Source organism: Pseudorhodoferax sp. Leaf265 (assembly GCF_001422365.1).
Classification (GTDB): domain Bacteria; phylum Pseudomonadota; class Gammaproteobacteria; order Burkholderiales; family Burkholderiaceae_C; genus Pseudorhodoferax.
The window spans coordinates 320,221-346,996 of record NZ_LMMT01000012.1 but is presented as its reverse complement, the minus strand read 5'-3'; the positions used below and the strand labels follow the sequence as shown (position 1 = coordinate 346,996).

The window sequence follows — 26,776 nt, the reverse complement described above, 5'->3', positions numbered from 1 at the left end:
ATCGGCGTCAGCGGAGATACCCGCATGCGTCTCGACAACACGAAAGAACCGTGAGAACTGTGGCAATTGTTTGTCTCTCATTGCGGTCGCGTTGCCGCTGCCATCGAAGGAAAAGGTCTTGGTCGCTGCATGGGCAGGAGCACAAGCAGCTTGCGTGCCAGTCTTTACTGCCCACACCGGGCGCCGCGGACTGTAAGGTCCCCGGCGGTATTCAAGCCAATGCCGATTGAATGCGGACAGATGCAAGAAACGAATAATCTTACGCCGCACCCGAGGCCTCGGCTCCGCGGCTCCCTGCCGTCTCGACCAGATAGGTCCACAGTGCCTGGGCCGAACGCTTGGGCACGGCGTGCGTTCCGGGTTTCTCGCGGTAGGCCCGCACATCCAATGTCATCTCCATGCCGGGCATGCCGGCCGGCGCTGCGCTGACCAGGCGGCGCGCACGCAGCTCCTTCTTGACCGCGCTGTAAGGCAGGAAGGCAATGCCGTGGCCCTCCAGCGCCATGGCCTTCAGGCCCTCGGACATGTCGGTCTCGTAGACGCGGTCCAGGTGGATCGGCGTGGGCGACTGCTTGAGCAGCATGTCCACCATCTGCCCCATGTAAGCGCCCGGCGCATAGCCCAGGTAGGGCAGCAGCTGGCCGGGACGGCCCGGCAACTGGTAGAGCGGCGCGCCGTCGGCGTCGGCCTTGACATAGGGCGCCATGACCTCGCGGCCCAGGCTGACCATCTCGTAGCGGTTGGCGGCGAGCTGGAAGGGTTGCGAGCTGTGGTGGTAGGCGATCAGCAGGTCGCAGCTTCCTTCGACCAGGCGCATCACCGCGTCGTGCACATTCAGCGCGATGAGCCGGCTCTTGAGCGGGCCGAACTTCTCGCGCAGGCTGGTCACCCAGGCCGGGAAGAAGGTGAAGGCCAGCGTGTGCGGCACGGCGAACTCGATCACGTCCTGCCCCGCCGAGTTGTGGCCGCGCAGCATGGCGCGCGTGCTCTGCAGCGCCTGCAGCATCTCCAGCGACTGGGTGTAGAGCGTCTCGCCGGCCGGCGTGAGCCGCGTCGGGTACGAACTGCGGTCCACCAGGTCGGTGCCGGCCCAGGCCTCCAGCGCCTGGATGCGGCGCGAGAACGCCGGCTGCGTCACATGGCGCAACTGGGCCGAGCGGCTGAAACTGCGCGTCTCGGCCAAGCTCACGAAATCTTCGAGCCACTTGGTCTCCATCGCCGCATTATGGAACGGCGGCGATGCCCGGCCGCGCGGCCTGCAGGGCGTCAGCCCGCTGCGGACAGCGCCAGCAGCAGGACGAGCAGCACGGCGTAGGGAAACGCCACCGTGGGCCGGGCCGCGGCCGCGAGGTACTCCGCCAGCAGGCCCATGGTGCCCGGGCGCATGGCCTGCCAGTCCGAGTACAGCTGGCAGGGCGCACGGGGCGAGGCCATGGTGTCGCGCAGCAGGCCCTCCACGTAGAGCAGCCGGTCGACCAGACGGGCCTGGCCGGTGCGCACGATGGCCTCCTGCAGCCACAGCACGCCGACCAGAGCGATGGTCAGCACGGCGTCGAAGCTCAGGGCCACGGCCGTGGCCGTCAGCGCCACGGCGCCCAGCTTGATCCACAGGACACTGCGTTCGCTGGCTTCGCAGTCGCGGTGCAGTGCCGTCCATTCGCGCCCCAGCAGGGCGGCTTCACTCGTTTCCATGCGGGCAAGCATAGCCGCCCGCCGCGGCGCCTCAGCGCCGGCGCTTGTCGATGAAGGACTGCACTCCGTCCAGCGCCGACGCATCCATCATGTTGCAGGCCATGGTGGCGCCGGCATCCTGGTAGGCGGCCGCCATGCCGACCTCGAGCTGACGGTAGAACAAGGCCTTGCCCATGGCCAGGGCCACCTGCGGCTTGGCCACGATGCTGGCCGCCAGCGCGGCGACGGCCCCGGCCAGCGCCTCGGGCGCGGCCACGCGGTTGACGAGGCCCTTGGCGCGCGCCTCCTCGGCGCCGATGAAGTCGCCCGTGACCAGCATCTCGAACGCGGCCTTGCGCGGCAGGTTGCGCGACAAGGCCACGCTGGGCGTGGAGCAGAACAGGCCCAGGTTCACGCCGCTGACGGCGAAGCGCGCATCGCTGGCGGCCACGGCCAGGTCGCACATGGCCACCAGCTGGCAGCCGGCCGCAGTGGCGATGCCCTGCACCTGGGCGACCACGGGCACGGGCAGCTTCTGGATCGACAGCATCAGCTTCGTGCACTGGGCGAACAGGCGCTGGTAGTAGGCCAGCGAGGGGGCGGCACGCATCTCCTTCAAGTCGTGGCCAGCGCAGAAGGCGCGGCCGGCCGCGGCGATGACCAGCACGCGCAGCCCATCGTCGCCGGCCGCTGCGTCGAGCTCGTCCTGCAGCGCCTCCAGCATGGCCTCGCTGAGCGCGTTGAAGGCATCGGGACGGTTCAGGGTCAGGGTGCGGACGCCGCTGGCGTCCTGGCTGCGCAGCACCAGCGGTGCAATGGGTTCGGTCATGCGTGTCTCCAGCGAAGGCCCGCAGTCTGCCACCACAATGCGGCCATGCCCGCCCCGCCCAAGGCCTTGCCCGTGATCGCGCCGGAACGCTGCACAGGCTGCGGGCGCTGCGTGGGCGCCTGCCCGCCGCATGTGCTCTCGCTGGAGGTGCCGAACGGCCAGCGCTGGGGGCGCAAAAACGCCGTGCTGCACGACAGCGCCGGCTGCACGGGCTGCGCGCTGTGCTTCGTGGTCTGCCCGTTCGACGCGATCCGCATGGAGCGGACCGCGGCCCCCTAAGCCTTGGCCCGCTGGCGCAGTTCGAACTTCTGGATCTTGCCGGTCGAGGTCTTGGGAATGGCCTCGAAGCGCACGTCGCGCGGCACCTTGTAGCCGGCCAGGTGGGCCTTGCAATGGGCCACCAGGTCCTCGGCCGTGACCTGGGCGCCGGCCTTGACTTCGACATAGGCGACCGGCGTCTCGCCCCACTTGGCGTCGGGCCGGGCGACCACGGCGCAGGCCAGCACGGCCGGATGGCGGTACAGCACGTCCTCGACCTCGATGGAGCTGATGTTCTCGCCGCCGCTGATGATGATGTCCTTGCTGCGGTCCTTGATGCGGGCGTAGCGGTCGCTCTCCAGGACCGCCAGGTCGCCGGTGTGGAACCAGCCGCGCTCGAAGGCCTTGGCGGTGGCCACCGGGTTCTTGAGGTAGCCCTTCATGACGATGTTGCCGCGGAACATGATCTCGCCCATGGTCTCGCCGTCGGCCGGCACTTCCACAAGCGTCGCCGGGTCCAGCACCGTCATGCCGTCCTGCAGCGCGTAGCGCACGCCCTGGCGGCCATTCAGGCGTGCCTGCTCGGCGATGTCGGCCTGCGCCCAGGCGGCGCGCTTGGCCGCCACGCCGGCCGGGCCGTAGACCTCGGTCAGGCCGTAGACGTGCGTGATGTCGAAGCCGATCTTCGCCATGCCCTCGATCATGGCGGCCGGTGGCGAAGCACCCGCGACCATGCCGCGCACGCCCGTCACGCCTTCGCGCAGGGCCGGGTCGGCGTTGATGATGAGGCTGTGCACGATGGGCGCCGCGCAATAGTGGGTCACGCCGTGCTCGCGCATGGCAGCCAGGATGGCCGGCGCCTCGACACGGCGCAGGCAGACATGCACGCCGGCCTGCAGCGCCACGGTCCAGGGGAAGCACCAGCCGTTGCAGTGGAACATGGGCAGCGTCCACAGGTAACGCGGGAACTGCGGCATGGTCCAGGTCACCACGTTGCTGACCGCGTTGAGGTAGGCGCCGCGGTGGTGCGTGACCACGCCCTTGGGGTCGCCCGTGGTGCCGCTGGTGTAGCTGATGGCAATCGCATCCCACTCGTCCTGCGGGCCGTCCAGCCGCGCCAGCGGTGCGTGGGCGGCGAGCCAGGCCTCGTACTCGTGCGTGCCCAGGCGCCGGTGCTCGCCCGGGTACTCGCTGTCGGCCACGTCGATGACCAGCGGCGTGCGGCCGTGCTGGCTCTGCAGCAGCGCCAGCGCCTTGGCCATGACGGGCGCGAACTCGGTGTCGGTGATCAGCACGCTGGCCTCGCAGTGGTGCATCTGCCAGGCCAGCAGCTCGGCGTCGAGCCGGGTGTTCAGCGTGTTGAGCACGGCGTTGAGGGCCGGCACGGCGTAGTGCGCCTCGGCCATCTCGGGCGTGTTGGGCAGCATCACGCTGACCGTGCTGCCGCGGCCCACGCCGGCCGCGCGCAGCGCCGCCGCGAGCCGGCGCGAGCGCTCGTGCACCTGCGCCCAGGTATAGCGGCGCTGGCCGTGGATGACGGCCGGCAGGTCGCCGAAGACCTCGGCCGTGCGCTCCACGAAGCCCATGGGCGACAGGGCCACGTGGTTGGCCGCGTTCTGGGCCAGGTCTTGTTCGTAGATGTTCATGCGCTGTCTCCTCAGAACGTGTGAATGAACCGATCGCGCCCACGACGGGGTGCGGCGGGCCGCAGGCGTAGGCGCAGGCCGCAGCCCGGGCTTCTGCCCGGGCCAGGACTGCAACGCCCGCGTGCGGCCTGGCGCGCCCCGGCCCGAAGGGCGAGGCCCTGGACGCGGCGATCATGATGGAAGCGGGTGCTCATTGGGGCCTCGCGTGGGTGTGAGCGGTTCGTTCACACGTTCTCAAGCGAAGGGCGCATTCTGAAGCCGGCGCCCGGCGGGGGTTGCGACGAATGTTTTCAAGCCGTGGCGGCCAGCGCCTGGTCCAGGTCCCACAGGATGTCGTCGATGTGCTCCAGCCCCACCGACAGCCGCACCATGTCGGGCAGCACGCCGGCGGCGATCTGCTGGTCCGGCTCCAGTTGGCGGTGGGTGGTGCTGGCCGGATGGATGATCAGCGTGCGCGTGTCGCCAATGTTGGCCAGGTGGCTCATGAACTGGGCCGACTCGATGAAGCGCACGCCGGCTTCCACGCCTCCATTGACGCCGAAGGCCAGCAGGCCCGAGGCGCCGCGCATCTGCCGCTGCACCAGCGCATGCTGCGGATGGTCCGGCAGACCAGGGTAGTTGACCCAGCTGACCCGCGGGTGGTCCTTGAGGAACTGCGCCACCTTGAGCGCATTGCTGCAATGCCGCTCCATGCGCAGCGGCAGCGTCTCCACGCCCTGCAGGATCTGCCAGGCCGACATCGGCGACAGCGCCGCGCCGTACACGCGCAGCGTCTCCATGCGCGCGCGCATCGTGAACGCGAAGTCGCCGAAGGTCTCGTGGAACTTCACGCCGTGGTAGCCCGGCGAGGGCTCGGTCATGCCGGGGAACCTGCCGTTGTTCCAGGCGAAGCCGCCATGCGGCCGGCCGCTCTCGACGATCACGCCGCCCAGCGTGGTGCCATGGCCCGCGAGGTACTTGGTGGCCGAGTGCACGACGATGTCGGCGCCGAGTGCGAGCGGCCGGCACAGGTAGGGGCTGGGCACGGTGTTGTCCACCACCAGCGGCACGCCGTGGGCATGGGCGACCTCGGCCACGGCCGCGATGTCCAGCACCGTGAGGCTGGGGTTGCCCAGGGTCTCGGCGAACACCGCGCGCGTGTTGGGTCGCATGGCCGCGGCGAAGGCCTGCGGGTCGGTGGCGTCGACGAAGCTGGTCTCGATACCGAACTTCCTGAGGTTCACCGCCAGCATGGTGACCGTGCCGCCGTACAGCGCGCCGGCCGCCACCACGTGGTCGCCGGCCTGCAGGATGGTCATGAGCGCCATGGCCTCGGCCGCCATGCCGGAGGCGCTGGCCACCGCCGCGCGGCCGCCTTCGAGCGCGGCCACGCGTTCCTCCAGCGCAGCGACCGTGGGGTTGGACAGGCGCGAGTAGACGTTGCCGAAGGTCTGCAGGTTGAACAGCGCGGCGGCGTGCTCGGCGCTGTCGAACACGAAGCTCGTGGTCTGGTAGATCGGCAGCGCGCGGGCGCCCGTGGCCGCGTCGGGGATCTGGCCGGCGTGGATGGCCAGGGTCTCGGGTTGGAACTGGTGGTCCGACATGCTCAGCCTTGGTGGAGCGGCCGCTTGGCCGAGATCACGCGCGTGTTCACGCCCGCCCAGTGCAGGCCGCCGAACAGGCGTGCATGCTCGATCTTCACGCAGCGGTCCATCACGCTGTCCAGCCCGGCCGCGCGCACCAGCGCGTCGGCCTCGATGTTGACCACACCGATCTGCTGCCACAGGCATTTGGCGCCGATGGCGATGGCCTGCTGCGCGATGGGCAGCACGTCCTCGGTGCGGCGGAACACGTCGACCATGTCGACCGGCCCGGCCAGGTCCGTGAGGCTGGCCACGCAGGGCCGGCCCAGCACCTCGCCGCCGGCGTAGCGCGGGTTCACCGGAAAAATTTCATAGCCATGCTGCTGCATGTACTTGGCCGCGAAGTAGCTTGGCCGGTGCCATTCGGCCGACAGGCCGACCACGGCGATGCGCCGGTGGGCGTGCAGGATGCGGCGCAGGGTGCTGATGTCGTCCGCCATGGGCGCGGGTCTCCTGGATTCTTGGACCGCGCCACTGTAGCGCGCGGCTACGGCAGGTAGTCGGAGACCACTTTCCAGCGCCCGTCCTGGATCTGCGCCAGACGCGAGCGCGCGTTGCCCAGCCGCTTGGTCGGGCTGTAGCTGCTGGGCGCGCCGCCGAACATGTCGGCACCGAAACGCATGGTGTCCATGGCCTGCACGAAGCTGTCGGTGCTCAGGTTGGGCCCCGCCTTCCGCGCCGCCTGGATGAACTGGTCGATGATGATGTAGCCATAGGCCGAGAACACGGTCGGGTCGTCGCCGAAGCGGGTCTTGTACTTGTTGGCCCAGAAGCGGATCGGCTGCGAGGCCTCGTCCAGGTAGGGGTGCTGCGCCGTGATCGCGGCGTACAGGCCCTCCACGCCCTTGCCACCGAGCTTGTGCAGCAGGTCGCTGTAGACCGTCACGGCGCCGAAGAAGGTGGGCGCGAAGCCGGTGCGGCGCGCCTCGGCCATGGTGGCTATGGTCTCGCGGATGATGGTGCCCAGCACCACCAGGTCGCAGCCCGCCGCCTTGAGCCGCGCCACCTGCGAGGAAAAATCGGTCGCGCCGCGCTTGAAGCTGGTCTTCTCCGCCAGCGCCATCTGCATGGCCTGGAGCGCGTCCTCGGTGCCGCTCAGCACCTCCTGGCCGAACTCGTCGTCCTGGTACAGCGTGCAGACCTTCTTCGCATTCTTCTCCCTGACCAGCACCGGCAGCGTGAGCCGGACCTGGTCGTAGTAGGTCGCCGCGAACGAGTACTTGAGCCGGTGCAGCGGCTCGTACATCTCGCGCGCGGCCGACATGGGATAGAAGTTGACGACGTTCTTGGCGAACTGCACGGGCATGGCCGCCATGTTCTGCACCGTGCCCAGGTGGCCCGCGACGACGAAGACCTGGTCCAGATTGACCAGCTTCTGTGCCGCCAGCACGGCGCGCTTGGGGTCGTAGCCACTGTCTTCGGTCAGCAGCTTGAGCTTGCGGCCGTGCAGCGTGCCTTGCTCGTTCAACTCGTCCACGCGCAACTGCATGCCGTTGCGCAGCTGCTTGCCGTAGCCGGCCAGCGGGCCGGACAGGTCCTGGATCGTGCCGATCAGGATTTCGGTCTTGCTCACGCCCTGCTGCTGGGCCTGGACCGGTAGGGCAACACGCAAGGCAAAGGCCGCCAAGGCGGCCGACAAGGCACGGCTGGTCATGTGCAACGCTCCCTTGGACCGCCATACTCGGGCAGCCGTTGGAGCCAATATCTCACATTCTTCGGGCAGAACGGAGACGAATGTGCGGCCGACGCTGCACCCGCCTCACTTCACATAACCGGACACGGCCTTCCAGCGACCGTCCTGGATCTGCGACAGGCGCGACTCGTCGGTGCCCAGGCGCTTGGTCGGGCTGTAGCTGGACGGCGCGGCGCCGAACATGTCCGACGGGTAGCTCATGGTGTCCATGGTCTTCACGAAGCTGTCGGTCGTGAGGTTCGGCCCCACCTTCTGCACCGCCTGGAGCAACTGGTCGAGGATGGTGTAGCCATAGACCGACAGCACGGTCGGATCCTCGTTGAAGCGCGTCTTGTACTTGTTGGCCCAAAAGCGGATCGGCTGCGAGGCCTCGTCCAGGTAGGGGTGCTGCGCGCCCATCGCGGCGTACAGCCCGTCCATGTTCTTGCCGCCCAGCTTGTGGATCAAATCGGTGTAGGCGCCGCTGGAGGCGAAGAAGGTCGGCGCAAAGCCGGTCTTGCGCGCCTCGGCGATGGTGCCGATGGTCTCGCGGATGATGGTGCCGAGCACCACGAAGTCGCAGTTGGCGGCCTTGAGCCGCGCCACCTGCGAGGAGAAATCCGTCGCGCCGCGCTTGAAGCTGGTCTTCTCGCCCAGCTCCATGTTCATGGTCTTGAGCCCGGCCTCGGCCCCCCGCAGCACCTCCAGGCCGAAGTCGTCGTCCTGGTAGATGATGCAGACCTTCTTCGCGCCCTTCTCCCTGGCCAGGGTCGGCAGCATGGAGCGGATCTGGTCGTAGTAGGTCGCCGCGAACGAGTACTTGAGCCGGTGCAGCGGCTCGTACATCTCGCGCGCCGCCGTGATCGGCTGGAAGTTGACGATGTTCTTCTCGAACTGCACCGGCATGGCCGCCATGTTCTGCGCCGTGCCCAGGTGGCCCGCGATGATGAAGACCTTGTCCTGGTTCACGAGCTTCTGCGCCGCCAGCACCGCGCGCTTGGGGTCGTAGCCGCTGTCCTCGACCAGCAGCTTGAGCTTGCGCCCGTGCAGCCCGCCCTGCTCGTTGGCCTCGTCCACGCGCAGCTGCATGCCGTTGCGCGCCTGCTTGCCGTAGCCGGCCAGCGGGCCGGACAGGTCCTGGATGGTGCCGATCAGGATCTCGGTCTTGCTCACGCCCTGCTGCTGGCCCCAGGCCAGCGGCGAGGCCGACAGAACGATGGCGGCAAGTGCCGCGGAAACCGTGCGAAAAGACATGTGAACCCTCCTGCGACCGCGGTCGATGACACGAACACACAGGGGCCGGGCGCACTGGAACACGCCCGCACCGTCCCCCTCACTTCACATAGTCCGAGACCACCTTCCAGCGGCCGTCCTGGATCTGCGACATGCGCGAGATGCTGTTGCCCAGCCGCTTGGTGGCGCTGTAGCTGCTGGGCGCGCTGCCGAACATGTCGGGTTCGAAGCGCATGGTGTCCATGGCGGCGACGAAGCTGTCCGTCGTGAGGTTGGGCCCGGCCTTCTGCGCGGCCTGGATGAACTGGTCGATGATGCTGTAGCCGTAGACCGAGAACACCGTCGGGTCTTCGTTGAAGCGCGTCTTGTACTTGTTGGCCCAGAAGCGCACCGGTTGCGAGGCCTCGTCCAGGTAGGGGTGCAGCACCGTCATGGTGGCGTACAGGCCGTCCACGGCCTTGCCGCCCAGCTTGTGGATCAGGTCCGAATAGGCCGCGCTGGAGGCGAAGAAGGTCGGCGAGAAGCCGGTCTTGCGCGCCTCGCCGATGGTGCCGATGGTCTCGCGGATGATGGTGCCCAGCACCACCAGGTCGCAGTTGGCCGCCTTGAGCCGCGCCACCTGCGAGGAGAAATCCGTCGCGCCGCGCTTGAAGCTGGTCTTCTCGCCCAGCTCCATGTTCATGGCCTTGAGCGCGGCCTCGGCGCCGCGCTGCACTTCCAGGCCGAAGTCGTCGTCCTGGTAGATCGTGCAGATCTTCTTGGCGCCCTTCTCCTTGGCCAGCGCCGGCAGCGTGAGCCGGATCTGGTCGTAGTAGGTCGCGGCGAACGAGTACTTGAGCTTGTGCAAGGGCTCGTACATCTCGCGCGCGGCCGTGATCGGGAAGAAGTTGACGATGTTCTTGTCGAACTGCACCGGCATGGACGCCATGTTCTGCGCCGTGCCCAGGTGGCCGGCCACGATGAAGACCTTGTCCTGGTTCACGAGCTTCTGCGCCGCCAGCACGGCCTTCTTGGGGTCGTAGCCGTCGTCCTCGGCCAGCAGCTTGAGCTTGCGGCCATGCACCGCGCCCTGCTCGTTGAGTTCCTCCACGCGCAGCAGCATGCCGTTGCGCGCCTGCTTGCCGTAGCCGGCCAGCGGGCCGGACATGTCCTGGATGGTGCCGATCAGGATCTCGGTCTTGCTCACGCCCTGCTGCTGGGCCCAGGCGGCGGGCAGCGCCAGTGCGGCGGCGAGGACCAATGGAATGCGTGCGTGCATGGCGGTGTCTCCTGGCTGTTGTCGTGAACGGAACCTGCGCTGCGAACGGCGTCAGCGGTACATGGCCTCGATGCGCTCGGCGTACTTCTTCTCGATCAGCTTGCGCTTGAGCTTCATGGTCGGCGTGAGTTCCTCGTCTTCGGCGCTGAGCTGCGTCTCGAGCAGGAAGAACTTCTTGATCTGCTCCACCCGCGCGAACTTGGCGTTCACGCGGTCGAACTCGCGCTGGATCAGCGCCAGCACCTCGGGTGCGCGCGTGAGGCTGGCGTAGTTGCTGAACGGCACGTCGGTGTCCTGGGCGAACTTCTCCACGTTCTCCTGGTCGATCATGACGATGGCCGTCAGGTAGGCGCGGCGGTCGCCGATCACCACCGCGTCGGTGATGTAGGGCGAGAACTTGAGTTCGTTCTCCAGCTCGCTGGGCGTGATGTTCTTGCCGCCGGCCGTGATGATCACGTCCTTCATGCGGTCGGTGATGCGGAAGTAGCCATCGGCGTCCACCGTGCCCACGTCGCCCGTGTGCAGCCAGCCCTGGTCGTCGATGGCTTCGGCGGTCTTCTCGGGCAGGTTCAGGTAGCCCATGAACACGTTGGGGCCGCGCACCAGCAGCTCGCCCGTGGCCGGGTCCAGCCGCACCTCGTTGAAGCTGGCGGCCGGGCCGATGGTGCCGGGCTTGATGCGCGCGGCCGGCACGCCGGTGGCGGCGCCGCAGGTCTCGGTCATGCCCCAGACTTCCAGCATGGGCACGCCCAGCGCGAGGTACCAGCGCACCAGGTCGGGCGAGATGGGCGCGGCGCCCGTCACGAGGTAGCGTGCGCGGTGGATGCCGATCAGCTTGCGCACGTTGTCCAGCGCCAGCCAGCGCGCGATGCGAAAGCGCAGCTTGTCCAACGACGCCACGGGCCGGCCAGCCAGCACCTGGTCGGCGATGCGCTGGCCCACGCCGATGCTCCAAGCGTAGGCCGCCTGCTGCAGCCGGCTGGCGTCCTTGAGCGCGATCATCACGCCCGAGTAGAACTTCTCCCAGACCCGCGGCACGGCCGTGAACACCGTGGGCGCGATCTCGCGCACGTTCTCGGGCACGGTCTCGGGGTTCTCGACGAAGTTGAGCTTCGCGCCCGTGTACAGCGCGGAGTACTCGCCGCCCAGGCGCTCGGCGATGTGGCACAGCGGCAGGAAGCACATGCGCTCGTCCGTCGCGTCCTGGGACGCCAGCGTGTTGTAGCCGCGCGCGGCGTACACCAGCGCGCGGTGGTTGTGCATGGCACCCTTGGGCTTGCCCGTGGTGCCCGAGGTGTAGACCAGGATGGCCAGGTCCTCAGGCCGGCAGGCGGCCGCGCGCTGCTCCAGCAGGCCCGGGTGCTTGGCGGCATGGGCGCGGCCACGCTCGCGCAGCGCGGCCAGGCTCAGCACATCGGGGTCGTCCAGGCCGCGCAGGCCCTCCATGTCGAACACCACGATCTTGGCCAGCAGCGGCAGCTGCGCGCGCACCTGCAAGGCCTTGTCGAGCTGCTCGTCGTCCTCCACGAACAGCACGCGCGTGCGCGAGTCCTCGCACAGGTAGTGCACCTGGCTGGCCGCGTCGGTCGGGTAGATGCCGTTGGCCACGCCGCCGGTGCTGAGCACCGCGAGGTCGGCCAGCACCCAGTCGACCACGGTGTTGGACAGGATGGACGCCGTGTCGCCGGGCACGCAGCCCAGGTCCAGCAGGCCGTGGCCGATCTCGCGCACGCCCTGCGCCACCTCGGCCCAGCTGTGGCTGCGCCAGATGCCGAGCTCCTTCTGGCGCAACCAGGTGTCCGAGCCGCGCTGGGCGACGGCCTCCCAGAACATCGCGGAGATGGTCTCGCCCGGCACCATGATGTCGGTGCGTGGCTGGATGTGCGACAGGTCCCAGAGGTGCATCTCAGTTTTCCACCGCGCTGGCGCGCCACCTGCAGGGTACAAAGCCGGCTCGCAAGCCTCGGCGCAGAAGGCCGCGGAGCAGGCCATGCAAGCGCAGCCGCGGGACGGGCTCTGCCCGGCCGCCGGGTGCGCCCCTTGAGGGGGATGGGATGGCTACACGAAGTGAGCCAGCCAAACGGGGTGGTCTCATATCACCTCCAGTTCTTCTTTTTCTTCCAGCGCCGCTCGCCGCGCACGCCGGCTTCCTTCATGCCGAGGTAGAACTCCTTGATGTCGTCCTTCTCGCGCAGGCGGGCACAGGTGTCTTCCAGCACGATGCGGCCGTTCTCCAGCACATAGCCGTAGTCGGCCACGTTGAGCGCCATGTTGGCGTTCTGCTCGACCAAGAGGAAGGTGGTACCGCGCTCGCGGTTGATGCGCACCACGATCTCGAAGATCTCCTTGGTCAGCTTGGGCGACAGGCCCAGGCTGGGCTCGTCGAGCAGGATCAGGTCGGGCGCGGCCATCAGCGCGCGCGAGATCGCCAGCATCTGCTGCTGGCCGCCCGAGAGCAGGCCGGCGTCCTGCGCCGCGCGCTCGCGCAGGATGGGGAAGTAGCCGAACACGTCCTCCAGGTCGCGCGCCACGCCGTCGCGGTCGCTGCGCGTGTACGCGCCCATGGCCAGGTTGTCGCGCACGCTCAGGAGCGGGAACACCTCGCGACCCTCGGGCACGTGCGACAGGCCCAGCCGCACGATCAGCGCCGGGTCTTGCGCGGTGATGTCCTCGCCCTTGAACTCCACCGAGCCCTTGCGCGGATCGAGGATGCCCGAGATGGTCTTGAGAATCGTCGTCTTGCCCGCGCCGTTGCTGCCCAGCACGGTGGAGATCTCGCCGCGCCGCACCTGCAGGCTCACGCCGCGGATGGCCTTGATCGGGCCGTAGGCGCTCTCCACGTTGAGCAACTTCAGGACGGGCTGGTCGCTGACGGGCGGTGGAACTTCGCTCATGCCGTTCTCCGCAGACCCGCAACGTCGTCCACCGTCCCGAGGTAGGCCTCCACCACCGCCGGATCGGCCTGCACCTCGCCCGGCGTGCCCAGGGCCAGCAGCTCGCCCTGGTTCATGGCCAGCACGCGGTCGGACACCTTGGACACCAGCGACATGTCGTGCTCCACCATCAGCACCGTCACGCCCAGTTCGTCGCGGATGTCCTGGATCCAGAAGGCCATGTCGTCGGTCTCCTCCACGTTCAGGCCCGAGGAGGGCTCGTCCAGCAGCAGCAGCTTGGGTTCGGTGCACAGCGCGCGCGCCAGCTCCACCACCTTGCGCACGCCATAGGGCAGGCCGGCGACCATGGCATCGCGGTGGTGCTGCAGGTCCAGCAGCTCGATCACGCGCTCGACCTTCTCGCGCGCTTCGATCTCGGCCCGGCGCGCACGCGGCGTGAACAGCACATCGCCCCAGAAGCCGGTCTGCCGGTGCGTGTGGCGGCCGATCAGTAGGTTGTGCAGGACCGTGGCGTGCTCGAACAGCTCGATGTTCTGAAAGGTGCGCGCGATGCCCAGCGCCGCGATGCGGTGCGGCGCCTGTGCCGTCAAGGACTCGCCGCGGTAGCGGATCTCGCCCGAGGTCGGCGTGTAGATCCGGCTGATCAGGTTGAACACCGTGGTCTTGCCCGCGCCGTTGGGGCCGATCAAGGTGAACACCTCGCCCTCCTGCACCTCGAAACCCACGCGGTTGACGGCCAGCACGCCGCCGAAACGCATGCTGACGTCCTGCACCTGCAACAGAGGCGCCGCGCTCATTTCAAACGCTCCGACTTCTGGAACGACTTCTGCCGCTTGAACATGCCCTTGCGGTAGAACGGGAACATGCTGAAGTAGGTGCGCACCTTGAGCCAGCGGCCGTACAGCCCCAGTGGCTCGAACAGCACAAACACGATCAGCACCAGGCCGTAGACGAAGCCCTGCAGGCCCGGCGCCATGGCGATGGCCTCGGGCAGATAACCCTTGCCCAGCGCGATCAACTGCGGCATGGCGATCAGGAAGATGGCCCCCAGAAAGGCGCCGTGCACCGAGCCCAGCCCCCCGATCACCACCATCAGCAGCAGGTCGATGGACTGCAGCACGCTGAACTGGTCGGGCGACAGGAAGCTGATCTTGTGCGCGTACAGCGCGCCGGCCAGGCCGGCCAGAGCGGCCGACAGCGCGAACGACAGCGTCTTGTAGCGCGCCAGGTGGATGCCCATGCTCTGCGCCGAGACCTCGGAATCGCGGATCGCGACGAAGGCCCGCCCAGTCGGCGCGCGCAGCAGGTTCAGGATGGCCAGCGTGGCAACCACCGCCAGCGCCAGGCACAGGAAGTAGAAGCCCTCGCCGCTGTCGAGCTGGAAGCTGCCGATGGCCGGGGCCTTCATGTGCAGCCCGGCGTTGCCGCCCGTCACGCTCTCCCAGCGCGCCAGCACCTCCTCGACGATCACGCCGAAGGCCAGCGTGGCCATGCCCAGGTAGATGCCCTTCACGCGCAGCGCCGGCAGCCCCACCACCACGCCCACAGCCCCCGCCAGCACCATCGCCATCACCATCGCCAGCGGGAACGGCCAGCCCAGGTTGGTCAGCACGCCCTGGGTGTAGGCCCCCACGCCCAGGAAGGCCGCGTGGCCCAGCGAGAACTGGCCAGTGAAGCCGGACAGCAGCATGAGCCCCAGCCCGGCGATGCCGTAGATCAGCACGAAAGTCAGCTGCGCCAGCCAGTACTCGGGCAGGGCCAGCGGCGCCAGCAGCAGCGCCACGAGCAAGAGGCCATACCAGAAGCGGTGGCCCTCGTGCTTGGCCAAGGCGATGTCCTGGGCGTAGCCGGTCTTGAATAGGAACCTCATATCAGTCCGCCCGCCGGGCCGCCCCAAGGGCGGACTGCGCCCCCTTGGGGGGAAGCGATACGCGTAGCGATGAGCGTGGGGGCTTCATACCTTCTTTCTGAGGCGTTCGCCGAACAGGCCGTTGGGCCGGACCATGAGCATGACCAGCACCACGATGTAGGCGGCCGTGTCCTTGAAGCCGTCGGGCAGGTAGAAGCCGGCCAGCGACTCCACCACGCCGATCAGCACCCCGCCCACGATGGCCCCCGGCAGGCTGCCGAAGCCGCCTACCACGGCGGCCGGGAAGGCCTTGAGCCCGATGAAGCCCATGTTGGCGTGCACGAAGGTGATGGGCGCCAGCAGCAGGCCGGCCAGCGCCGCCACCGCGGCCGCCAGCCCCCAGACCAGGCCATTGAGCCGGCGCACCGGGATGCCCATGTAGTAGGCCGCCAACTGGTTCTGCGAGGACGCCTGCATGGCGATGCCCAGCTTGCTGTAGCGGAACAGCGCGAACAGCAGCGCGCACAGCACACCCGTGGCGCCGATCACGACCAGTTGCTCGGCGTTGAGCACGAGCTCGCCCAGGCGGTAGATCTCGTCCTTGTAGGGCACGGGCAGCGTGTGCGTCTCGGTGCCGATGCCCGGCACCATGGTGATGAGCCCGCGCGCCACGTAGCCGATGCCGATGGTCAGCATGACGATGGAAAACGCCGGCTGCCCCAGGATGGGGCGGATCACCACGCGCTCGAGCAGCATGCCCAGCAGGGCCACGGCCGCCACCGCGCACAGCACCGCGACCCAGAACGCCAGCCCCAGCCAGGTCATCGCGGCAAGGCCGGCGAAGGCGCCCAGCATCATGAGCTCGCCCTGGGCGAAGCTCACGGTTTCCGTGGCCTTGTAGATCAGCACGAAGCCGAGCGCGATCAGGCCGTAGATGCAGCCCTGCGCGATGCCACTGATCACCAGTTGGAGAAACTGCACCCGGCCCCCCGTGTGTTGTGCCGGGTTTATAGCCGCGCCCTGCGCAATGGCGCTCAGGGTTGTTCCTCATCCACCGGGCAACGCGGCCCAGTCTAGGGGTTTGCCGGGGTCAGCCCGGTCCCGGCGTTGCCGTTGGCTGCACCAAACGCGGCCGTCCATCGTCGCCGATGGCCACGTAGGTCAGCCGCGCCTCGGTCACCTTCACGTAGCGCTGCGGCGTGTGGCGCCGCTCGGCATAGACCTCCACCTGCACCGTCACCGAGGTCTTGCCCACGCGCGTGATGGCCGCAAAGAACGACAGCAGGTCGCCCACGCGCACGGGCTGCTTGAAGATGAACTCGTTGACGGCCACGGTGGCGAACTTGCCGACGATGAGCCGTGCCGGCAGCACGCCGCCGGCCAGGTCGACCTGGGCCATGACCCAGCCGCCGAAGATGTCGCCGTTGCCGTTGGTGTCCGCTGGCATGGGGATGACCTTGAGCACCAGCTCCATGTCGGTGGGCAATGCGACGGGGGCGCTTGAATCGGTGGACATCCGGGACAATCTCCGAAGAACAAGAAGAAGACTTGCAACGCCACCGATTGTCTGCCAATGCGCCACCTCGCCCCCTCCGCCCCCACCCCCACGACCGCCCCCGGCGCGCCACCGCCGGCGCCAGCGCGCTCGGACTGGGCCACGCTGCGCCGCCTGCTGCCCTACCTGTGGCAATACAAGTGGCGCGTGGTGTTCGCGCTGGCCTTCATGCTGGGCGCCAAGTTCGCCAACGTGGGCGTGCCGGTGCTGCTGAAGAACCTCATCGACGCGATGACGATCAAGCCCGGCGACCCGGCCGCGCTGCTGGTCGTGCCGCTGGGCCTGCTGCTGGCCTACGGGCTGCTGCGGCTGTCGACCTCGCTGTTCGCCGAGCTGCGCGACCTGGTGTTCTCCAAGGCCACGCAGGGCACCGCCCGCACCATCGCGCTGCAGACCTTCGAGCACCTGCATGCGCTCTCCCTGCGCTTTCACCTGGAGCGCCAGACCGGCGGCATGACGCGCGACATCGAGCGCGGCGTGCGCGGCATCGAGTCGCTGATCTCGTACTCGCTCTACAGCATCGTGCCCACGCTGGTCGAGGTGGCGCTGGTGCTGGGCATCCTGGCCGTCAAGTTCGACGCCTGGTTCGCCTGGATCACACTGGCCGCACTGGTGCTGTACATCACCTTCACGGTCACGGTGACCGAATGGCGCACGCAGTTCCGCAAGCAGGTCAACGAGTTCGACTCCACCGCCCACACGCGCGCCATCGATTCGCTGCTGAACTACGAGACCGTCAAGTACTTCGGCAACGAGCGCTACGAGGCCGGCCGCTACGACGAGAGCCTGGAGCGGCTGCGCCGCGCGCGGCTCAAGAGCCAGAGCACGCTGTCGCTGCTCAACACCGGCCAGCAGCTCATCATCGCCGTGGCGCTGGTGCTGATGCTGTGGCGCGCCACCCAGGGCGTGGTCGATGGCCGCATGACGCTGGGCGACCTGGTCATGGTCAACGCCTTCATGATCCAGCTGTACATCCCGCTCAATTTCCTGGGCGTGCTGTACCGCGAGATCAAGCAGAACCTGACCGACCTGGACAAGATGTTCACGCTGATGGAGCGCGAGCGCGAGGTGGCCGACGCGCCCGGCGCGCTGCCGCTGGACACCGCGCGCGGCAGCGGCATCCGCTTCGAGGACGTGGACTTCGCCTACGAGCCCGCCCGGCCCATCCTGCACGGCGTGCGCTTCGAGATCCCGGACGGCAAGACGGTGGCCGTGGTCGGCCCCTCGGGCTCGGGCAAGAGCACGCTGGGCCGGCTGCTGTTCCGCTTCTACGACATCCAGCGCGGCAGCATCCGCATCGGCGGCCAGGACATCCGCGCCGTGACCCAGGCCAGCGTGCGCCAGGCCATCGGCATCGTGCCGCAGGACACGGTGCTGTTCAACGACACCATCGCCTACAACATCGGCTACGGCCGGCCCGGCGCCAGCCAGGAGGAGATCGAGGCAGCGGCGCGCGCGGCCCACATCCACGACTTCATCGCCGCCATGCCGCTGGGCTACCAGAGCATGGTGGGCGAGCGGGGCCTGAAGCTCTCGGGCGGCGAGAAGCAGCGCGTGGCCATCGCGCGCACGCTGCTCAAGAACCCGCCCATCCTGATCTTCGACGAGGCCACCTCGGCGCTGGACTCGGCCAACGAGCGGGCCATCCAGGCCGAGCTGCAGTCGGTGGCGCGCGGGCGCACCACGCTGGTCATCGCGCACCGTCTCTCCACCGTGGTCGATGCGCACGAGATCCTGGTCATGGAGGCCGGCCGCATCGCCGAGCGCGGCACGCATGCCGAGCTGCTGGCAGCCGGCGGGCGCTATGCGCGCATGTGGGCACTGCAGCAGAACGAGCCGGCGCCTGCGGCCGGCGAGGATCACCAGGCCGTCGGGTCGACGCCGTAGAAGGCCTGCAGCTCGGTGTACAGCGCCGGCCGCTCGGCCGCCAGCTGCGGGCCCTGCTCGAAGAACACCTCGGACGCCACCGCGAAGAACTCGGCCGGGTTGGTCGCGGCGTAGTCGCCAAGCAGGTTGGGCTCACCCGCCGCCAGCTGGCGCTGCAACCGATCGAATTCGGCCTGCAGCACGCGCGTCCAACGCGCCGCGCTCATGCCCCGTGGCAGCGGCGGCGCGCCGTTGGACTGGCCATCGGCCTGGTCGAGCTGGTGCGCGAACTCGTGCACCACCACGTTGCGGCCATCCACCGGGTCGGCCGCGCCGGCCAGCACGTCGTCCCAGGACAGCACGACCTGGCCTTGCGACCAGGATTCGCCGGCGAGCGCCTGGCGCTCGTCGCGCAGCACGCCGCCGGCCTCGGTGCGCACGCGGTCGACCAGGAAGGCGCCCGGGTACAGCAGCACCTGGCGCAGGTTGGCGAAATGGCCTTCGGGCCGGCCCAGCAGCAGCAGGCAGGCCTGGGCCGCGACGACCACGCGCATGGCCTCGGTCACGACCAGGCCGTTGCAGCCGATGAAGGGCTTCTCGGCGATGAAGACCTGCATGCGCTGCTTGAGTTTCAGCTGCAGGTCCGCCGGCAGGCGGCGCACCTGCGGCACATGGCGCGCCAGCACACGCCGCCAGGGCGAAGGAAACGGCTGGCGCGCCAGCGCGCGGCGGCGCCAGGCCCGCCAAGCCGGCGCCAGCGCGATGCCCAGCACGGCCACCAGCGCGCCGAGCAGGACGGCGCCGAACAGGAACTGGGAAAGCATGGGCATGCGGATCGGGCGGCAGTGTGATCCGGGCAACTGGAGGCGCGCCCGCCGTTTTCAAGCATGGCACGCATCGCCAAGCACGAGGCGCGGGGCCGCTGGTTCTACGCTACGCTCGCCGCCCCACCATGGACATTCCCGCTCTGCCCGCCTGGGCCTGGATCCCGATCACGCTGGCCGCCGCGCTGGCGCAGACCGTCCGCAACGCCGCTCAGCGCAGCCTCGTCAGCCAGGCCGGCACCTTGGCCGCCACGCTGGCCCGCTTCCTCTACGGCCTGCCGTTCGCGCTGGTGTTCGTGGCGCTGGCGCAGCAGCTCTCGGGCCGGCCGGTACCGGCCTTCCATGTCGGCTACTTCGGCTGGGTCGCCATGGGCGCCGTGGCCCAGTTGCTGGCCACGGCCTGCCTGCTCAAGGCCATGCAGCAGCGCAACTTCATCGTCGGTGTGGCGTTTTCCAAGACCGAGGTGCTGCAGGTCGCGCTGTTCTCCACGCTGTTCCTGCACGAGGTGCCGACCTGGCTGGCCGCGCTGGCGATGCTGCTGGCCACGCTGGGCGTGGTGCTGCTCTCGCTGCCGGCGCGCGCGGCGGCCCCGGGCGCCGCGGCGGCCCGCGGCGGCAGCCAGGCCGTGCTGTACGGCATCGCCTCGGGCGCCTGCTTCGCGCTGTCGGCCGTGGGCTTTCGCGGCGCGGCCCTGTCCATGACCGACGTGGCGCCCTGGCTGCTGGGCGGCTGGGGCGTGCTCTGGGCCCAGCTGCTGCAAAGCCTGCTGCTGGGCGGCTGGCTCGCCGCGCGCGATCCGGCGGCCCTGGCCACCACGGCGCGGGTCTGGCGCGTGTCCATCCTGGCCGGCGCCATGGGCGCGCTGGCCTCCACGGGCTGGTTCACGGCCATGGCCATCCAGCCCGCCGCCGACGTGCGCACGCTGGGCCTGGTCGAGGTCTTCTTCAGCCTGCTGGTCTCGCGCCGCATCTTCCGCGAGAAGCTGCGCGCGGGCGAGCGCTGGGGCCTGGCGCTGGTGCTGCTGGGGCTGGTCGGGATCTGCCTGCAGCTTTAGGCCGCCAGGAAGGGAAGCACTGCGTCCAGCAGCGCCTGCGGCGCTTCTTCGGCGATGTAGTGGCCGCAGGGCAGCGGACGGCCGCGCACATCGGTTGCGACCCGCTGCCATTCGGCCAGTGGGTCGAAGCAGCGGTGCACCACGCCTTCCTCGCCCCACAGCGCGAGCAGCGGGACCGTCAGCTTGCGGCCGGCCGCGCGGTCGGCGCGGTCGTGTTCGAGGTCGATGCCGGCCGAGGCACGGTAGTCCTCGCACAGGCCGTGCGCGGCACCGGGTTGGCGCAGGCCCGCCTCGTAGGCGGCCAGCGCGCGCGGGTCGAACGGCGCCAGGCCGGCGCTGCGCCGGCCCACCACGTCGCGCAGGTAGGCGCCGGGGTCGGCCTCGATCAGGCGCTCGGGCAGCGGCGCGGGCTGGATCAGGAAGAACCAGTGCCAATAGGCGCGCGCAAAAGCCTCCGTGGTCTGCTCGTACATGGCCAGCGTGGGCGCGATGTCCAGCAGCACGAGCCGGCGCACGGCATCGGCGTGGTCGACGGCCAGCCGGTGCGCCACGCGCGCGCCGCGGTCGTGCGCGAGCACGTCGAAGCGCGCATGCCCCAGCGACCGCATGAGCACCAGCATGTCGCTCGCCATCGTGCGCTTGCTGTAATTGGCGTGGTCCGCGTCGCCGGCCGGCTTGGACGAGCCGCCGTAGCCGCGCAGGTCGGCCAGCACCAGCGTGAAGCGTTCGGCCAGCGTCGGTGCCACCTTGTGCCAGATCGCGTGCGTCTGCGGATGGCCGTGCAGCAAGAGCAGCGGCGGGCCCTCGCCGCCGACCAGCGCGTGGATGTACAGGCCGTCGCCGACCTCGGCCAGGTGCGGGCGAAAGCCCGGGAACAGGGGGGTGTCCGTCATGGCGCGATCCTAGCGGCGCCGCCGTCCAGCCGCTGGCGTGTGCGTGCGGCCACGTCGCGCAGCCAGGGCTGCGCGGCCCAGTGGCGCTGCGCGAAGGCCTCGGTCTGCGCACGGTAGGTCAGCGACAGGCCGATGCTGTCCAGGCCTTCGAGGAACATGCGCCGGTGCCGCGGCAGCAGGTCGAAGCGGGCCTGCACGCTGCGGCTGGCCAGGGTCTGCGCAGCCAGGTCGATGTCCACTGCATTGGTCGCCGGGTCGTCCGCATCGTCCATGAGCTGCGCGATCTGCGCGGCCGGCAGTGCCACCAGCAGCAGCCCGTTGTTCATGGCATTGGCATGGAAGATCTCCGCGAAGCTGGGCGCCACGATGGCCCGGATGCCGAACTGCTGCAGCCCCCAGACCGCATGCTCGCGGCTGGAGCCGCAGCCGAAGTTGGAGCCGCCCACCAGCATCGACACGCCCGCGTAGCCAGCACGGTTCAGCACGCAGTCCGGCCGCGGCCGGCCCTGTGTGTCGAAGCGCAGGTCGTAGAGCAGGCCTTCCTTCAGGCCGGACTTGTCGATGCCGCGCAGGAACTGCTTGGGCATGATCTGGTCGGTGTCCAGGTTCTCGATGCGCAGCGCAGCCGCGCGGCCCTGGATGCGAAGGTGGTCGGTCATGGCAGCAGCTCCAGTTGGCGGACGTCGGTGATGCGGCCCGTGACGGCGGCCGCGGCGGCCATGGCCGGGCCCATGAGGTGGGTGATGGCGCCGCGGCCCTGGCGCCCTTCGAAGTTGCGGTTGGTCGTGGAGGCGCAGCGCATGCCCTCGGCCAGCACGTCGTCGTTCATGGCCAGGCACATGGAGCAGCCCGGGTTGCGCCACTCGAAGCCGGCCGCCAGGAACACGCGGTCCAGGCCCTCGGCCTCCGCCGCCGCCTTCACCGCGCCCGAGCCCGGCACGACCATGGCCCGCACGCCGGGTGCCACCTGCCGGCCGCGTGCGACGCCGGCTGCCGCGCGCAGATCCTCGATGCGGCCGTTGGTGCACGAGCCGATGAACACGTGCTGGATCGGGGTGCCCGCGATCGCCGCGCCGGCCGCAAGCCGGGCGTAGGCCATGGCGCGCTGCGCGCTGCTGCGCGCGGGGCCTGCCGGCAGGTCCGCCAACTGCGGCACATGGCCGTCGATGGCCGCCACCTGGTCCGGGCTGGTGCCCCAGCTCACCTGCGGTGCGATGTGGCTGGCGTCGAAACGGTGTTCCACGTCGAAGACCGCGCCCGCATCCGTGCGCAGGTCCTGCCAGGCCGCGAGCGCCGCCGTGCGGTGCGCGGCCAGGTCGGGCGCGCGCGCCAGCACGTAGTCCACGGCCTTGCGGTCCGGCGCGACCAGCGCGCCGCGCGCGCCGGCCTCCACCGTCATGTTGCACAGCGTGAAGCGGGCCTCGACCGACAGCGCATCGACGGCGCTGCCGCTGTACTCGACCACGCAGCCGCGCGCGCCCTGCGCGCCGATGCGGCCGATCACGGCGAGCACCAGGTCCTTGGCCGTGCTGCCCGCGGGCAGTTCGCCGTCGACACGGATGTGCATGCTGCGCGCGACGCGGTAGGCCAGCGTCTGCGTGGCCAGCACATGCTCGACCTCGGTCGTGCCGATGCCGAAACCCAGGGCGCCGAGCGCGCCGTAGGTCGTGGTGTGGCTGTCGCCGCAGATGATGACCATGCCGGGGCGCACCATGCCGTGCTCGGGCGCGACCACATGCTCGATGCCCTGCAGCGCATCGTTGGTGTCGAACAGCGGGATGCCGAACTGAGCGCAGTTGCTGTGCAGCTTGCTGGCCTGCAGCGCCGAGGCCGCATCGGCGATCACGCGGACCTTGCCCGGGTGCGTGGGGATGATGTGGCTCACGACGGCCACGTTCTGGCCCGGCATGGGCACGCCGCGGCCCCGCTCGTCCAGCCCGGTGAAGGCCTGCGGGCTGGTGTACTCGTTCATGAGATGCAGGTCGCAGAACAGCAGGATGTTCTCGTCGTCGAGCGCGGCCACGGTGTGGCTGTCGACCAGCTTGCGGTAGAGGGTGCGTGGGGGCATGGCGCAAGCGTAATGCTGATCCTGGAAACAATAATTCGCCTCCATGGCACAGCATTTGTTACTTCAACCTCACCAATGACCGCCATTACCGACCTTGCCTTCTTCGCGCAACTGGTCAAGGCCGGCAACTTCACGCTGGCCGCCCAGGAGCTGGGCAACACGCCGGCCGCGGTCAGCAAGCGGCTGGCGGCGATCGAGCGCCGGCTCGGCGTGCGCCTGCTGCAGCGGACCACGCGGCGCATCGGCCTCACGCCCGAGGGCGAGATGTACCTGGTCGAGGGCGCGCGCGTGCTGGCCGACCTGGAGGCGCTGGAGCGCGCCGTCTCGGGCAGCAGCGAGAAGCCGGCCGGCCTGCTGCGCGTGGCCGCCACGCTGGGCTTCGGCCGCAAGCACATCGCGCCGGCGCTCTCGGGCTTCGCGCGCCAGTTTCCGGCCGTCGAGGTGCAGCTGCAGCTGACGGACCGGCCCGTGGACCTGGTCGGCCAGGGCCTGGACCTGCAGATCCGGCTCGGCGATCTGCCCGACTCCAACCTCACCGCGCGGCTGCTCGCGCACAACCGGCGCGTGCTGTGCGCCTCGGCCGCCTACCTGGACGCGGCCGGCACGCCCGAGCACCCGCGCGAACTGGCGCGCCATGCCTGTCTGTTCATCCGCGAGCACGACGAGACCTTCGGCACCTGGCAGCTGCAGTGCGGCGGGCGTTCGGAGAAGGTCAAGGTGCGCGGCCCGCTGGCGGCCAACGACGGCGAGAGCGTGGTCGGCTGGGCGCTGGACGGCCACGGTATCCTGATGCGCTCGCTCTGGGAGGTCGCGCCTCTCCTGCGCTCGGGCCGGCTGCGGCCGGTGCTGCCGCAATGGCAGCTGCCGGCGGCCGACATCCATGCGGTGTTTCCCACGCGCAGCCACCTGTCGGCCAAGACGCGCGCGCTGGTGGATTTTCTGATGGCGGCGTTCGAGACCCACCGGCGCGATGGCGACGGTGGCTGGTGATGCCGCCACCGGCGGGGCTCACAGCGTGAAGCCGCCGTCGATGGTCAGGCTGGCCCCGGTCATGTACCCCGACTCCTCGCGCGCCAGATAGGAGACCAGGGCCCCGATCTCCTGCGGCTTGCCGACGCGCTGCAAGGGGCTGCGCTGCGCCAGCGCGGCGGTCCAGTCCGCCGTCAGGTCCGTCTCGATGGGGCCCGGCTGGATGTTGTTGACCGTGATGCCGCGCGGCGCCAGGTCCAGCGCCGCCCCCTTGACCAGGCCGGCCACCGCGGTCTTCGTGAGCTGGTAGACGCTGGAGCCGGCCTGGCCGGTGCGCAACGCCACGTTGCTGCCGATGGTGATGATGCGCCCGCCGTCCAGCACATGCGGCACGCTGGCCTGCACCGCCAGGAACACGCCACGCACGTTGATGGCCAGCATCTGGTCCAGATCGGCCAGCGGCACCGTGTCGATGGGGCCCGCCTTGTAGATGCCGGCATTGACCACCACGACCTGCAGCGCGCCGAAGCGCTCCACGGCCTGGGCGACGGCGTTGCGGATGGCCTGGGCGTCGGCGCTGTCGGCCGCGATGGCATGGGCCTGGCCGCCGGCCTGCGTGATCTGCGCGACCAGTGCCTGTGCACTGTCGGGCCGCGACACGTAGGTGAACGCGACGGCGTAACCGTCGGCCGCCAGGCGCTGCACGGCGGCGGCGCCGATGCCGCGCGATCCGCCGAACACCAGGGCGGCGCCGCGGGGGGTGGTTGCTTCTTTCATTGCATTTCCTTGTCGGACGCTGTGGTCCGAGATCGACCGAACACCTGCACGCATGCAGGAACAAAAAGCAAGAGGGAGCGCGCCGCCGCGTCAGCCGAACGTGAAGGCGTAGCCGCGCGCGCCGGGATCGAGAAAGCGGATCTCCACGGTGCGGGCCTTCACCGCGCCGCCCTGGCGCACCAGCTGGTACAGGCGGGTGGCATCCACCACGCCGTTGCCATCGGCATCCACGTCGGTGCCGTGGTCCGCGCCGGGCGGCTGGCCGTCCAGCGTCAGGCGAAAGCGCACCGGGCCGCCGGTGCCTGCGCCGAGCACCAGGTTGGCGTCGCGGGCCTGGAAGCGCACGGCCAGGCGGCTCCCCACCTCCATGCCTTCCACGAACTCGGGTTGGACGGTCCAGGCGCCGGCCAGCGACCAGGTGTTGGGCTGCAGCGCGGCAGGCGTGTAGTGCGCCGGCCTGTCGGCGACGACCGGGCCGGCGACGCGCGGGCTGCTCCCCTTCTCGTAGCCGAGGTAGGTCTCGGGGCTGCGCAGGCTACCGGCATCGGCGGCCAGGCCCAGGCCGCGCGTGTCCGGCACCACGTCCGGCGGGGCCGCGCCGGCGCCGGGCGCACCGGCCTCGCGCAGCAGTTCCTCGATCACGCGTTCGGACGCCGCGTAGCCGCCCTCGCCGAACTGGTGGTGCCGCACGCGGCCCTGCGCATCGACGAAGTACAGGGCCGGCCAGTACTGGTTGCCAAAGCCGCGCCAGATGCGGAAGTCGTTGTCCTGCACCACCGGGTAGCCGATCTTCAAATCCTGCAAGGCCCGCCGGACGTTGCCGGCATCCTTCTCGAACGCGAACTCCGGCGTGTGCACGCCCACCACCACGAGGCCGCGGTCGGCGTACTTCTGCGCCCAGGCCTTCACATACGGCAGCGTGCGCAGGCAGTTGACGCAGGAGTAGGTCCAGAAGTTGACCAGAACGACCTTGCCACGCAGTGCGGGGATGGACTGCGGCGCGGCGTTGAGCCACCGCGTGCCGCCCTCCAGGCTGGCCCGCGTGGATTCGACCGGCAGCCGGCTGGGCTGCGGTGCGTCCGCGTGGGCGGCGGGCAGCACGCGCTGCAGCAGGCCGGCTTCGAGCCCCTGCCCCCCGGCACCGCCCAGGCCGCCGAACCGGGCCAGCAGGCCCGTGTCGATGCCGGTGCCCACCGCCACCACGCCGGCCAGCATGGCGGCGCCTGCGATGCGGCGGCCGGCCACCCCGGGCAGCAGCCTGGCCTTCAAGACGGCCAGCGGCTTGGCGCCGACCCGCAGCGCCACCCACAGCGCCAGGGCCGCACCGGCGCCGTACGACAACAGCAGCAGCGAGGTGTGGATGCCGGGCCCCGCCAGTGCGGCCGTGGAGAGCACCACGCCCAGCACCGGGCCTGCGCAGGGGGTCCAGATGAGCCCCGTGGCCGCGCCCAGCAGCGCGGCACTGCGCCAGCTGTTGCGGTCCTGCGTGCGGGCCAGGCGCTCGCCGGCGCGCACCAGCGGTGCACTCCACCACGCGGCCAGGCGCGGCGACAGCAGCGAGGCCGCGAACAGGGCCAGCGCCGCCAGCGCGGCCCAGCGGCCGACCTGGTTCAGCTGCACGGCCCAGGCCCCCGCCACGGCCCCGAGCGAGGCCACAGCCGCGAAGCTGGCGACCATGCCGGCGAGCAGCGGCAGATTGCCCTGCGCGAAGGGCCGGTCGTGGCGTGCGAAGACGAAAGGCAGCACCGGCAGGATGCAGGGGCTGAAGACGGTCAGCATGCCGGCGACGAAGGCGGCAAGTGCGGTAATCGCGAGGCTCATGGCAACTCCGAAGCGG

25 protein-coding genes are annotated in these 26,776 nt (G+C 69.7%); 4 read left to right on the top strand and 21 right to left on the bottom strand.

Going from position 1 to position 26,776, the window contains the following annotated elements; all coding sequences use genetic code 11:
- Positions 1–259 precede the first annotated feature (259 nt).
- Genes ASF45_RS13480 through ASF45_RS13470 form a run of 3 tightly spaced genes read right to left on the bottom strand, consistent with a single transcriptional unit; the run spans position 260 to position 2,500 of the window.
- Positions 260–1,216: a LysR substrate-binding domain-containing protein gene (locus tag ASF45_RS13480; protein ID WP_056662835.1), complete on the bottom strand. Its 957-nt coding sequence runs from the start codon at positions 1,214–1,216 to the stop codon at positions 260–262.
- Between the two features lie 50 nt (positions 1,217–1,266).
- Positions 1,267–1,692 (bottom strand): hypothetical protein, encoded by a 426-nt coding sequence (locus tag ASF45_RS13475; RefSeq protein WP_056662832.1) that lies wholly within the window; start codon positions 1,690–1,692, stop codon positions 1,267–1,269.
- Between the two features lie 31 nt (positions 1,693–1,723).
- Positions 1,724–2,500 (bottom strand): enoyl-CoA hydratase, encoded by a 777-nt coding sequence (locus ASF45_RS13470; protein ID WP_056662829.1) that lies wholly within the window; start codon positions 2,498–2,500, stop codon positions 1,724–1,726.
- Positions 2,501–2,545: 45 nt separating this feature from the next.
- On the opposite strand from ASF45_RS13470, the gene ASF45_RS13465 reads away from it, so the two are divergent.
- Entirely contained in the window at positions 2,546–2,779 is a 234-nt protein-coding gene (locus tag ASF45_RS13465; protein ID WP_056662827.1) for an ATP-binding protein, read from the top strand.
- On the opposite strand, the gene ASF45_RS13460 is transcribed toward ASF45_RS13465, so the two are convergent.
- From ASF45_RS13460 to ASF45_RS13405, 12 genes are all read right to left on the bottom strand, one after another.
- A complete protein-coding gene (locus tag ASF45_RS13460) occupies positions 2,776–4,404 on the bottom strand; it encodes an acyl-CoA synthetase (RefSeq protein WP_056662824.1) in 1,629 nt (542 codons plus the stop codon). The two genes, ASF45_RS13465 and ASF45_RS13460, sit on opposite strands and share 4 nt — an antisense overlap.
- Positions 4,405–4,694: 290 nt before the next feature.
- Positions 4,695–5,987, bottom strand: a complete 1,293-nt coding sequence (locus ASF45_RS13455; RefSeq protein WP_056662821.1) for an O-acetylhomoserine aminocarboxypropyltransferase/cysteine synthase family protein — start codon at positions 5,985–5,987, stop codon at positions 4,695–4,697.
- Between the two features lie 2 nt (positions 5,988–5,989).
- Positions 5,990–6,466: a CoA-binding protein gene (locus ASF45_RS13450; RefSeq protein ID WP_056662817.1), complete on the bottom strand. Its 477-nt coding sequence runs from the start codon at positions 6,464–6,466 to the stop codon at positions 5,990–5,992.
- A gap of 47 nt (positions 6,467–6,513) precedes the next feature.
- On the bottom strand, positions 6,514–7,680 hold the full coding sequence (locus tag ASF45_RS13445) for an ABC transporter substrate-binding protein (RefSeq protein ID WP_056662815.1): 1,167 nt from the start codon (positions 7,678–7,680) through the stop codon (positions 6,514–6,516).
- 105 nt (positions 7,681–7,785) lie between these two features.
- A complete protein-coding gene (locus tag ASF45_RS13440; RefSeq protein WP_056662812.1) occupies positions 7,786–8,952 on the bottom strand; it encodes an ABC transporter substrate-binding protein in 1,167 nt (388 codons plus the stop codon).
- A gap of 79 nt (positions 8,953–9,031) precedes the next feature.
- Positions 9,032–10,189 carry an ABC transporter substrate-binding protein gene (locus ASF45_RS13435; RefSeq protein ID WP_056662809.1) on the bottom strand — a complete coding sequence of 386 codons (1,158 nt, stop codon included), beginning with the start codon at positions 10,187–10,189 and terminating at the stop codon, positions 9,032–9,034.
- 51 nt (positions 10,190–10,240) lie between these two features.
- Complete coding sequence (locus ASF45_RS13430; RefSeq protein ID WP_056662806.1) at positions 10,241–12,094, bottom strand: long-chain fatty acid--CoA ligase; 1,854 nt, start codon at positions 12,092–12,094, stop codon at positions 10,241–10,243.
- A 191-nt stretch (positions 12,095–12,285) separates the two neighbouring features.
- Entirely contained in the window at positions 12,286–13,083 is a 798-nt protein-coding gene (locus ASF45_RS13425; protein ID WP_056662803.1) for an ABC transporter ATP-binding protein, read from the bottom strand.
- Positions 13,080–13,880 (bottom strand): ABC transporter ATP-binding protein, encoded by an 801-nt coding sequence (locus ASF45_RS13420; RefSeq protein WP_056662800.1) that lies wholly within the window; start codon positions 13,878–13,880, stop codon positions 13,080–13,082. Before ASF45_RS13420 ends, ASF45_RS13425 begins: the two co-directional genes overlap by 4 nt.
- The gene (locus ASF45_RS13415; RefSeq protein WP_056662797.1) at positions 13,877–14,953 is read right to left on the bottom strand and encodes a branched-chain amino acid ABC transporter permease; all 1,077 of its coding nucleotides are present in this window, start codon (positions 14,951–14,953) and stop codon (positions 13,877–13,879) included. Before ASF45_RS13415 ends, ASF45_RS13420 begins: the two co-directional genes overlap by 4 nt.
- A gap of 84 nt (positions 14,954–15,037) precedes the next feature.
- Positions 15,038–15,913 carry a branched-chain amino acid ABC transporter permease gene (locus ASF45_RS13410; protein WP_056662794.1) on the bottom strand — a complete coding sequence of 292 codons (876 nt, stop codon included), beginning with the start codon at positions 15,911–15,913 and terminating at the stop codon, positions 15,038–15,040.
- 109 nt (positions 15,914–16,022) lie between these two features.
- Entirely contained in the window at positions 16,023–16,448 is a 426-nt protein-coding gene (locus tag ASF45_RS13405) for an acyl-CoA thioesterase (RefSeq protein WP_056662791.1), read from the bottom strand.
- Between the two features lie 57 nt (positions 16,449–16,505).
- Here ASF45_RS13405 and ASF45_RS13400 point away from each other — a divergent pair, with 57 nt between their 5' ends.
- A complete protein-coding gene (locus ASF45_RS13400) occupies positions 16,506–18,374 on the top strand; it encodes an ABC transporter ATP-binding protein/permease (RefSeq protein WP_056662788.1) in 1,869 nt (622 codons plus the stop codon).
- Here ASF45_RS13400 and ASF45_RS13395 read toward each other — a convergent pair.
- Complete coding sequence (locus tag ASF45_RS13395) at positions 18,347–19,183, bottom strand: zinc-dependent peptidase (protein ID WP_056662786.1); 837 nt, start codon at positions 19,181–19,183, stop codon at positions 18,347–18,349. The genes ASF45_RS13400 and ASF45_RS13395 overlap by 28 nt on opposite strands.
- Before the next feature lie 122 nt (positions 19,184–19,305).
- Here ASF45_RS13395 and ASF45_RS13390 point away from each other — a divergent pair, with 122 nt between their 5' ends.
- On the top strand, positions 19,306–20,232 hold the full coding sequence (locus ASF45_RS13390) for an EamA family transporter (protein ID WP_056662783.1): 927 nt from the start codon (positions 19,306–19,308) through the stop codon (positions 20,230–20,232).
- Here the strand turns inward: ASF45_RS13390 and ASF45_RS13385 are convergent.
- The 3 genes from ASF45_RS13385 to leuC are packed head-to-tail and all read right to left on the bottom strand — an operon-like array spanning position 20,229 to position 23,193.
- Positions 20,229–21,125 (bottom strand): alpha/beta fold hydrolase, encoded by an 897-nt coding sequence (locus ASF45_RS13385; protein WP_056662780.1) that lies wholly within the window; start codon positions 21,123–21,125, stop codon positions 20,229–20,231. The two genes, ASF45_RS13390 and ASF45_RS13385, sit on opposite strands and share 4 nt — an antisense overlap.
- Entirely contained in the window at positions 21,122–21,784 is a 663-nt protein-coding gene (leuD, locus tag ASF45_RS13380; protein ID WP_056662776.1) for a 3-isopropylmalate dehydratase small subunit, read from the bottom strand. The genes ASF45_RS13385 and leuD overlap by 4 nt, the downstream gene beginning before the upstream one ends.
- Positions 21,781–23,193 (bottom strand): 3-isopropylmalate dehydratase large subunit, encoded by a 1,413-nt coding sequence (leuC, locus tag ASF45_RS13375; RefSeq protein WP_056662772.1) that lies wholly within the window; start codon positions 23,191–23,193, stop codon positions 21,781–21,783. Before leuC ends, leuD begins: the two co-directional genes overlap by 4 nt.
- Before the next feature lie 75 nt (positions 23,194–23,268).
- Here leuC and ASF45_RS13370 point away from each other — a divergent pair, with 75 nt between their 5' ends.
- Positions 23,269–24,183: a LysR substrate-binding domain-containing protein gene (locus ASF45_RS13370; protein ID WP_056662769.1), complete on the top strand. Its 915-nt coding sequence runs from the start codon at positions 23,269–23,271 to the stop codon at positions 24,181–24,183.
- Between the two features lie 18 nt (positions 24,184–24,201).
- Here the strand turns inward: ASF45_RS13370 and ASF45_RS13365 are convergent, their stop codons facing one another.
- On the bottom strand, positions 24,202–24,939 hold the full coding sequence (locus tag ASF45_RS13365; protein WP_056662765.1) for an SDR family oxidoreductase: 738 nt from the start codon (positions 24,937–24,939) through the stop codon (positions 24,202–24,204).
- A gap of 90 nt (positions 24,940–25,029) precedes the next feature.
- Entirely contained in the window at positions 25,030–26,760 is a 1,731-nt protein-coding gene (locus ASF45_RS13360) for a cytochrome c biogenesis protein DipZ (RefSeq protein WP_056662762.1), read from the bottom strand.
- Between the last annotated feature and the right edge of the window lie 16 nt (positions 26,761–26,776).

What these genes read in the sequence shown, in the direction of transcription:
- ASF45_RS13390 (WP_056662783.1), top strand. Translation starts at nt 19,306, where the DNA reads ATGGACATTCCCGCTCTGCCCGCCTGGGCCTGGATCCCGATCACGCTG.
- ASF45_RS13360 (WP_056662762.1), bottom strand. Translation starts at nt 26,760, where the DNA reads ATGAGCCTCGCGATTACCGCACTTGCCGCCTTCGTCGCCGGCATGCTG.
- ASF45_RS13430 (WP_056662806.1), bottom strand. Translation starts at nt 12,094, where the DNA reads ATGCACCTCTGGGACCTGTCGCACATCCAGCCACGCACCGACATCATG.
- ASF45_RS13415 (WP_056662797.1), bottom strand. Translation starts at nt 14,953, where the DNA reads ATGAGGTTCCTATTCAAGACCGGCTACGCCCAGGACATCGCCTTGGCC.
- ASF45_RS13435 (WP_056662809.1), bottom strand. Translation starts at nt 10,189, where the DNA reads ATGCACGCACGCATTCCATTGGTCCTCGCCGCCGCACTGGCGCTGCCC.
- ASF45_RS13480 (WP_056662835.1), bottom strand. Translation starts at nt 1,216, where the DNA reads ATGGAGACCAAGTGGCTCGAAGATTTCGTGAGCTTGGCCGAGACGCGC.
- ASF45_RS13425 (WP_056662803.1), bottom strand. Translation starts at nt 13,083, where the DNA reads ATGAGCGAAGTTCCACCGCCCGTCAGCGACCAGCCCGTCCTGAAGTTG.
- ASF45_RS13470 (WP_056662829.1), bottom strand. Translation starts at nt 2,500, where the DNA reads ATGACCGAACCCATTGCACCGCTGGTGCTGCGCAGCCAGGACGCCAGC.
- ASF45_RS13365 (WP_056662765.1), bottom strand. Translation starts at nt 24,939, where the DNA reads ATGAAAGAAGCAACCACCCCCCGCGGCGCCGCCCTGGTGTTCGGCGGA.
- ASF45_RS13455 (WP_056662821.1), bottom strand. Translation starts at nt 5,987, where the DNA reads ATGTCGGACCACCAGTTCCAACCCGAGACCCTGGCCATCCACGCCGGC.
- ASF45_RS13420 (WP_056662800.1), bottom strand. Translation starts at nt 13,880, where the DNA reads ATGAGCGCGGCGCCTCTGTTGCAGGTGCAGGACGTCAGCATGCGTTTC.
- ASF45_RS13400 (WP_056662788.1), top strand. Translation starts at nt 16,506, where the DNA reads ATGCGCCACCTCGCCCCCTCCGCCCCCACCCCCACGACCGCCCCCGGC.
- ASF45_RS13445 (WP_056662815.1), bottom strand. Translation starts at nt 7,680, where the DNA reads ATGACCAGCCGTGCCTTGTCGGCCGCCTTGGCGGCCTTTGCCTTGCGT.
- leuD (WP_056662776.1), bottom strand. Translation starts at nt 21,784, where the DNA reads ATGACCGACCACCTTCGCATCCAGGGCCGCGCGGCTGCGCTGCGCATC.
- ASF45_RS13450 (WP_056662817.1), bottom strand. Translation starts at nt 6,466, where the DNA reads ATGGCGGACGACATCAGCACCCTGCGCCGCATCCTGCACGCCCACCGG.
- ASF45_RS13475 (WP_056662832.1), bottom strand. Translation starts at nt 1,692, where the DNA reads ATGGAAACGAGTGAAGCCGCCCTGCTGGGGCGCGAATGGACGGCACTG.
- ASF45_RS13440 (WP_056662812.1), bottom strand. Translation starts at nt 8,952, where the DNA reads ATGTCTTTTCGCACGGTTTCCGCGGCACTTGCCGCCATCGTTCTGTCG.
- ASF45_RS13385 (WP_056662780.1), bottom strand. Translation starts at nt 21,125, where the DNA reads ATGACGGACACCCCCCTGTTCCCGGGCTTTCGCCCGCACCTGGCCGAG.
- ASF45_RS13460 (WP_056662824.1), bottom strand. Translation starts at nt 4,404, where the DNA reads ATGAACATCTACGAACAAGACCTGGCCCAGAACGCGGCCAACCACGTG.
- ASF45_RS13370 (WP_056662769.1), top strand. Translation starts at nt 23,269, where the DNA reads ATGACCGCCATTACCGACCTTGCCTTCTTCGCGCAACTGGTCAAGGCC.
- ASF45_RS13465 (WP_056662827.1), top strand. Translation starts at nt 2,546, where the DNA reads ATGCCCGCCCCGCCCAAGGCCTTGCCCGTGATCGCGCCGGAACGCTGC.
- ASF45_RS13405 (WP_056662791.1), bottom strand. Translation starts at nt 16,448, where the DNA reads ATGTCCACCGATTCAAGCGCCCCCGTCGCATTGCCCACCGACATGGAG.
- ASF45_RS13395 (WP_056662786.1), bottom strand. Translation starts at nt 19,183, where the DNA reads ATGCCCATGCTTTCCCAGTTCCTGTTCGGCGCCGTCCTGCTCGGCGCG.
- leuC (WP_056662772.1), bottom strand. Translation starts at nt 23,193, where the DNA reads ATGCCCCCACGCACCCTCTACCGCAAGCTGGTCGACAGCCACACCGTG.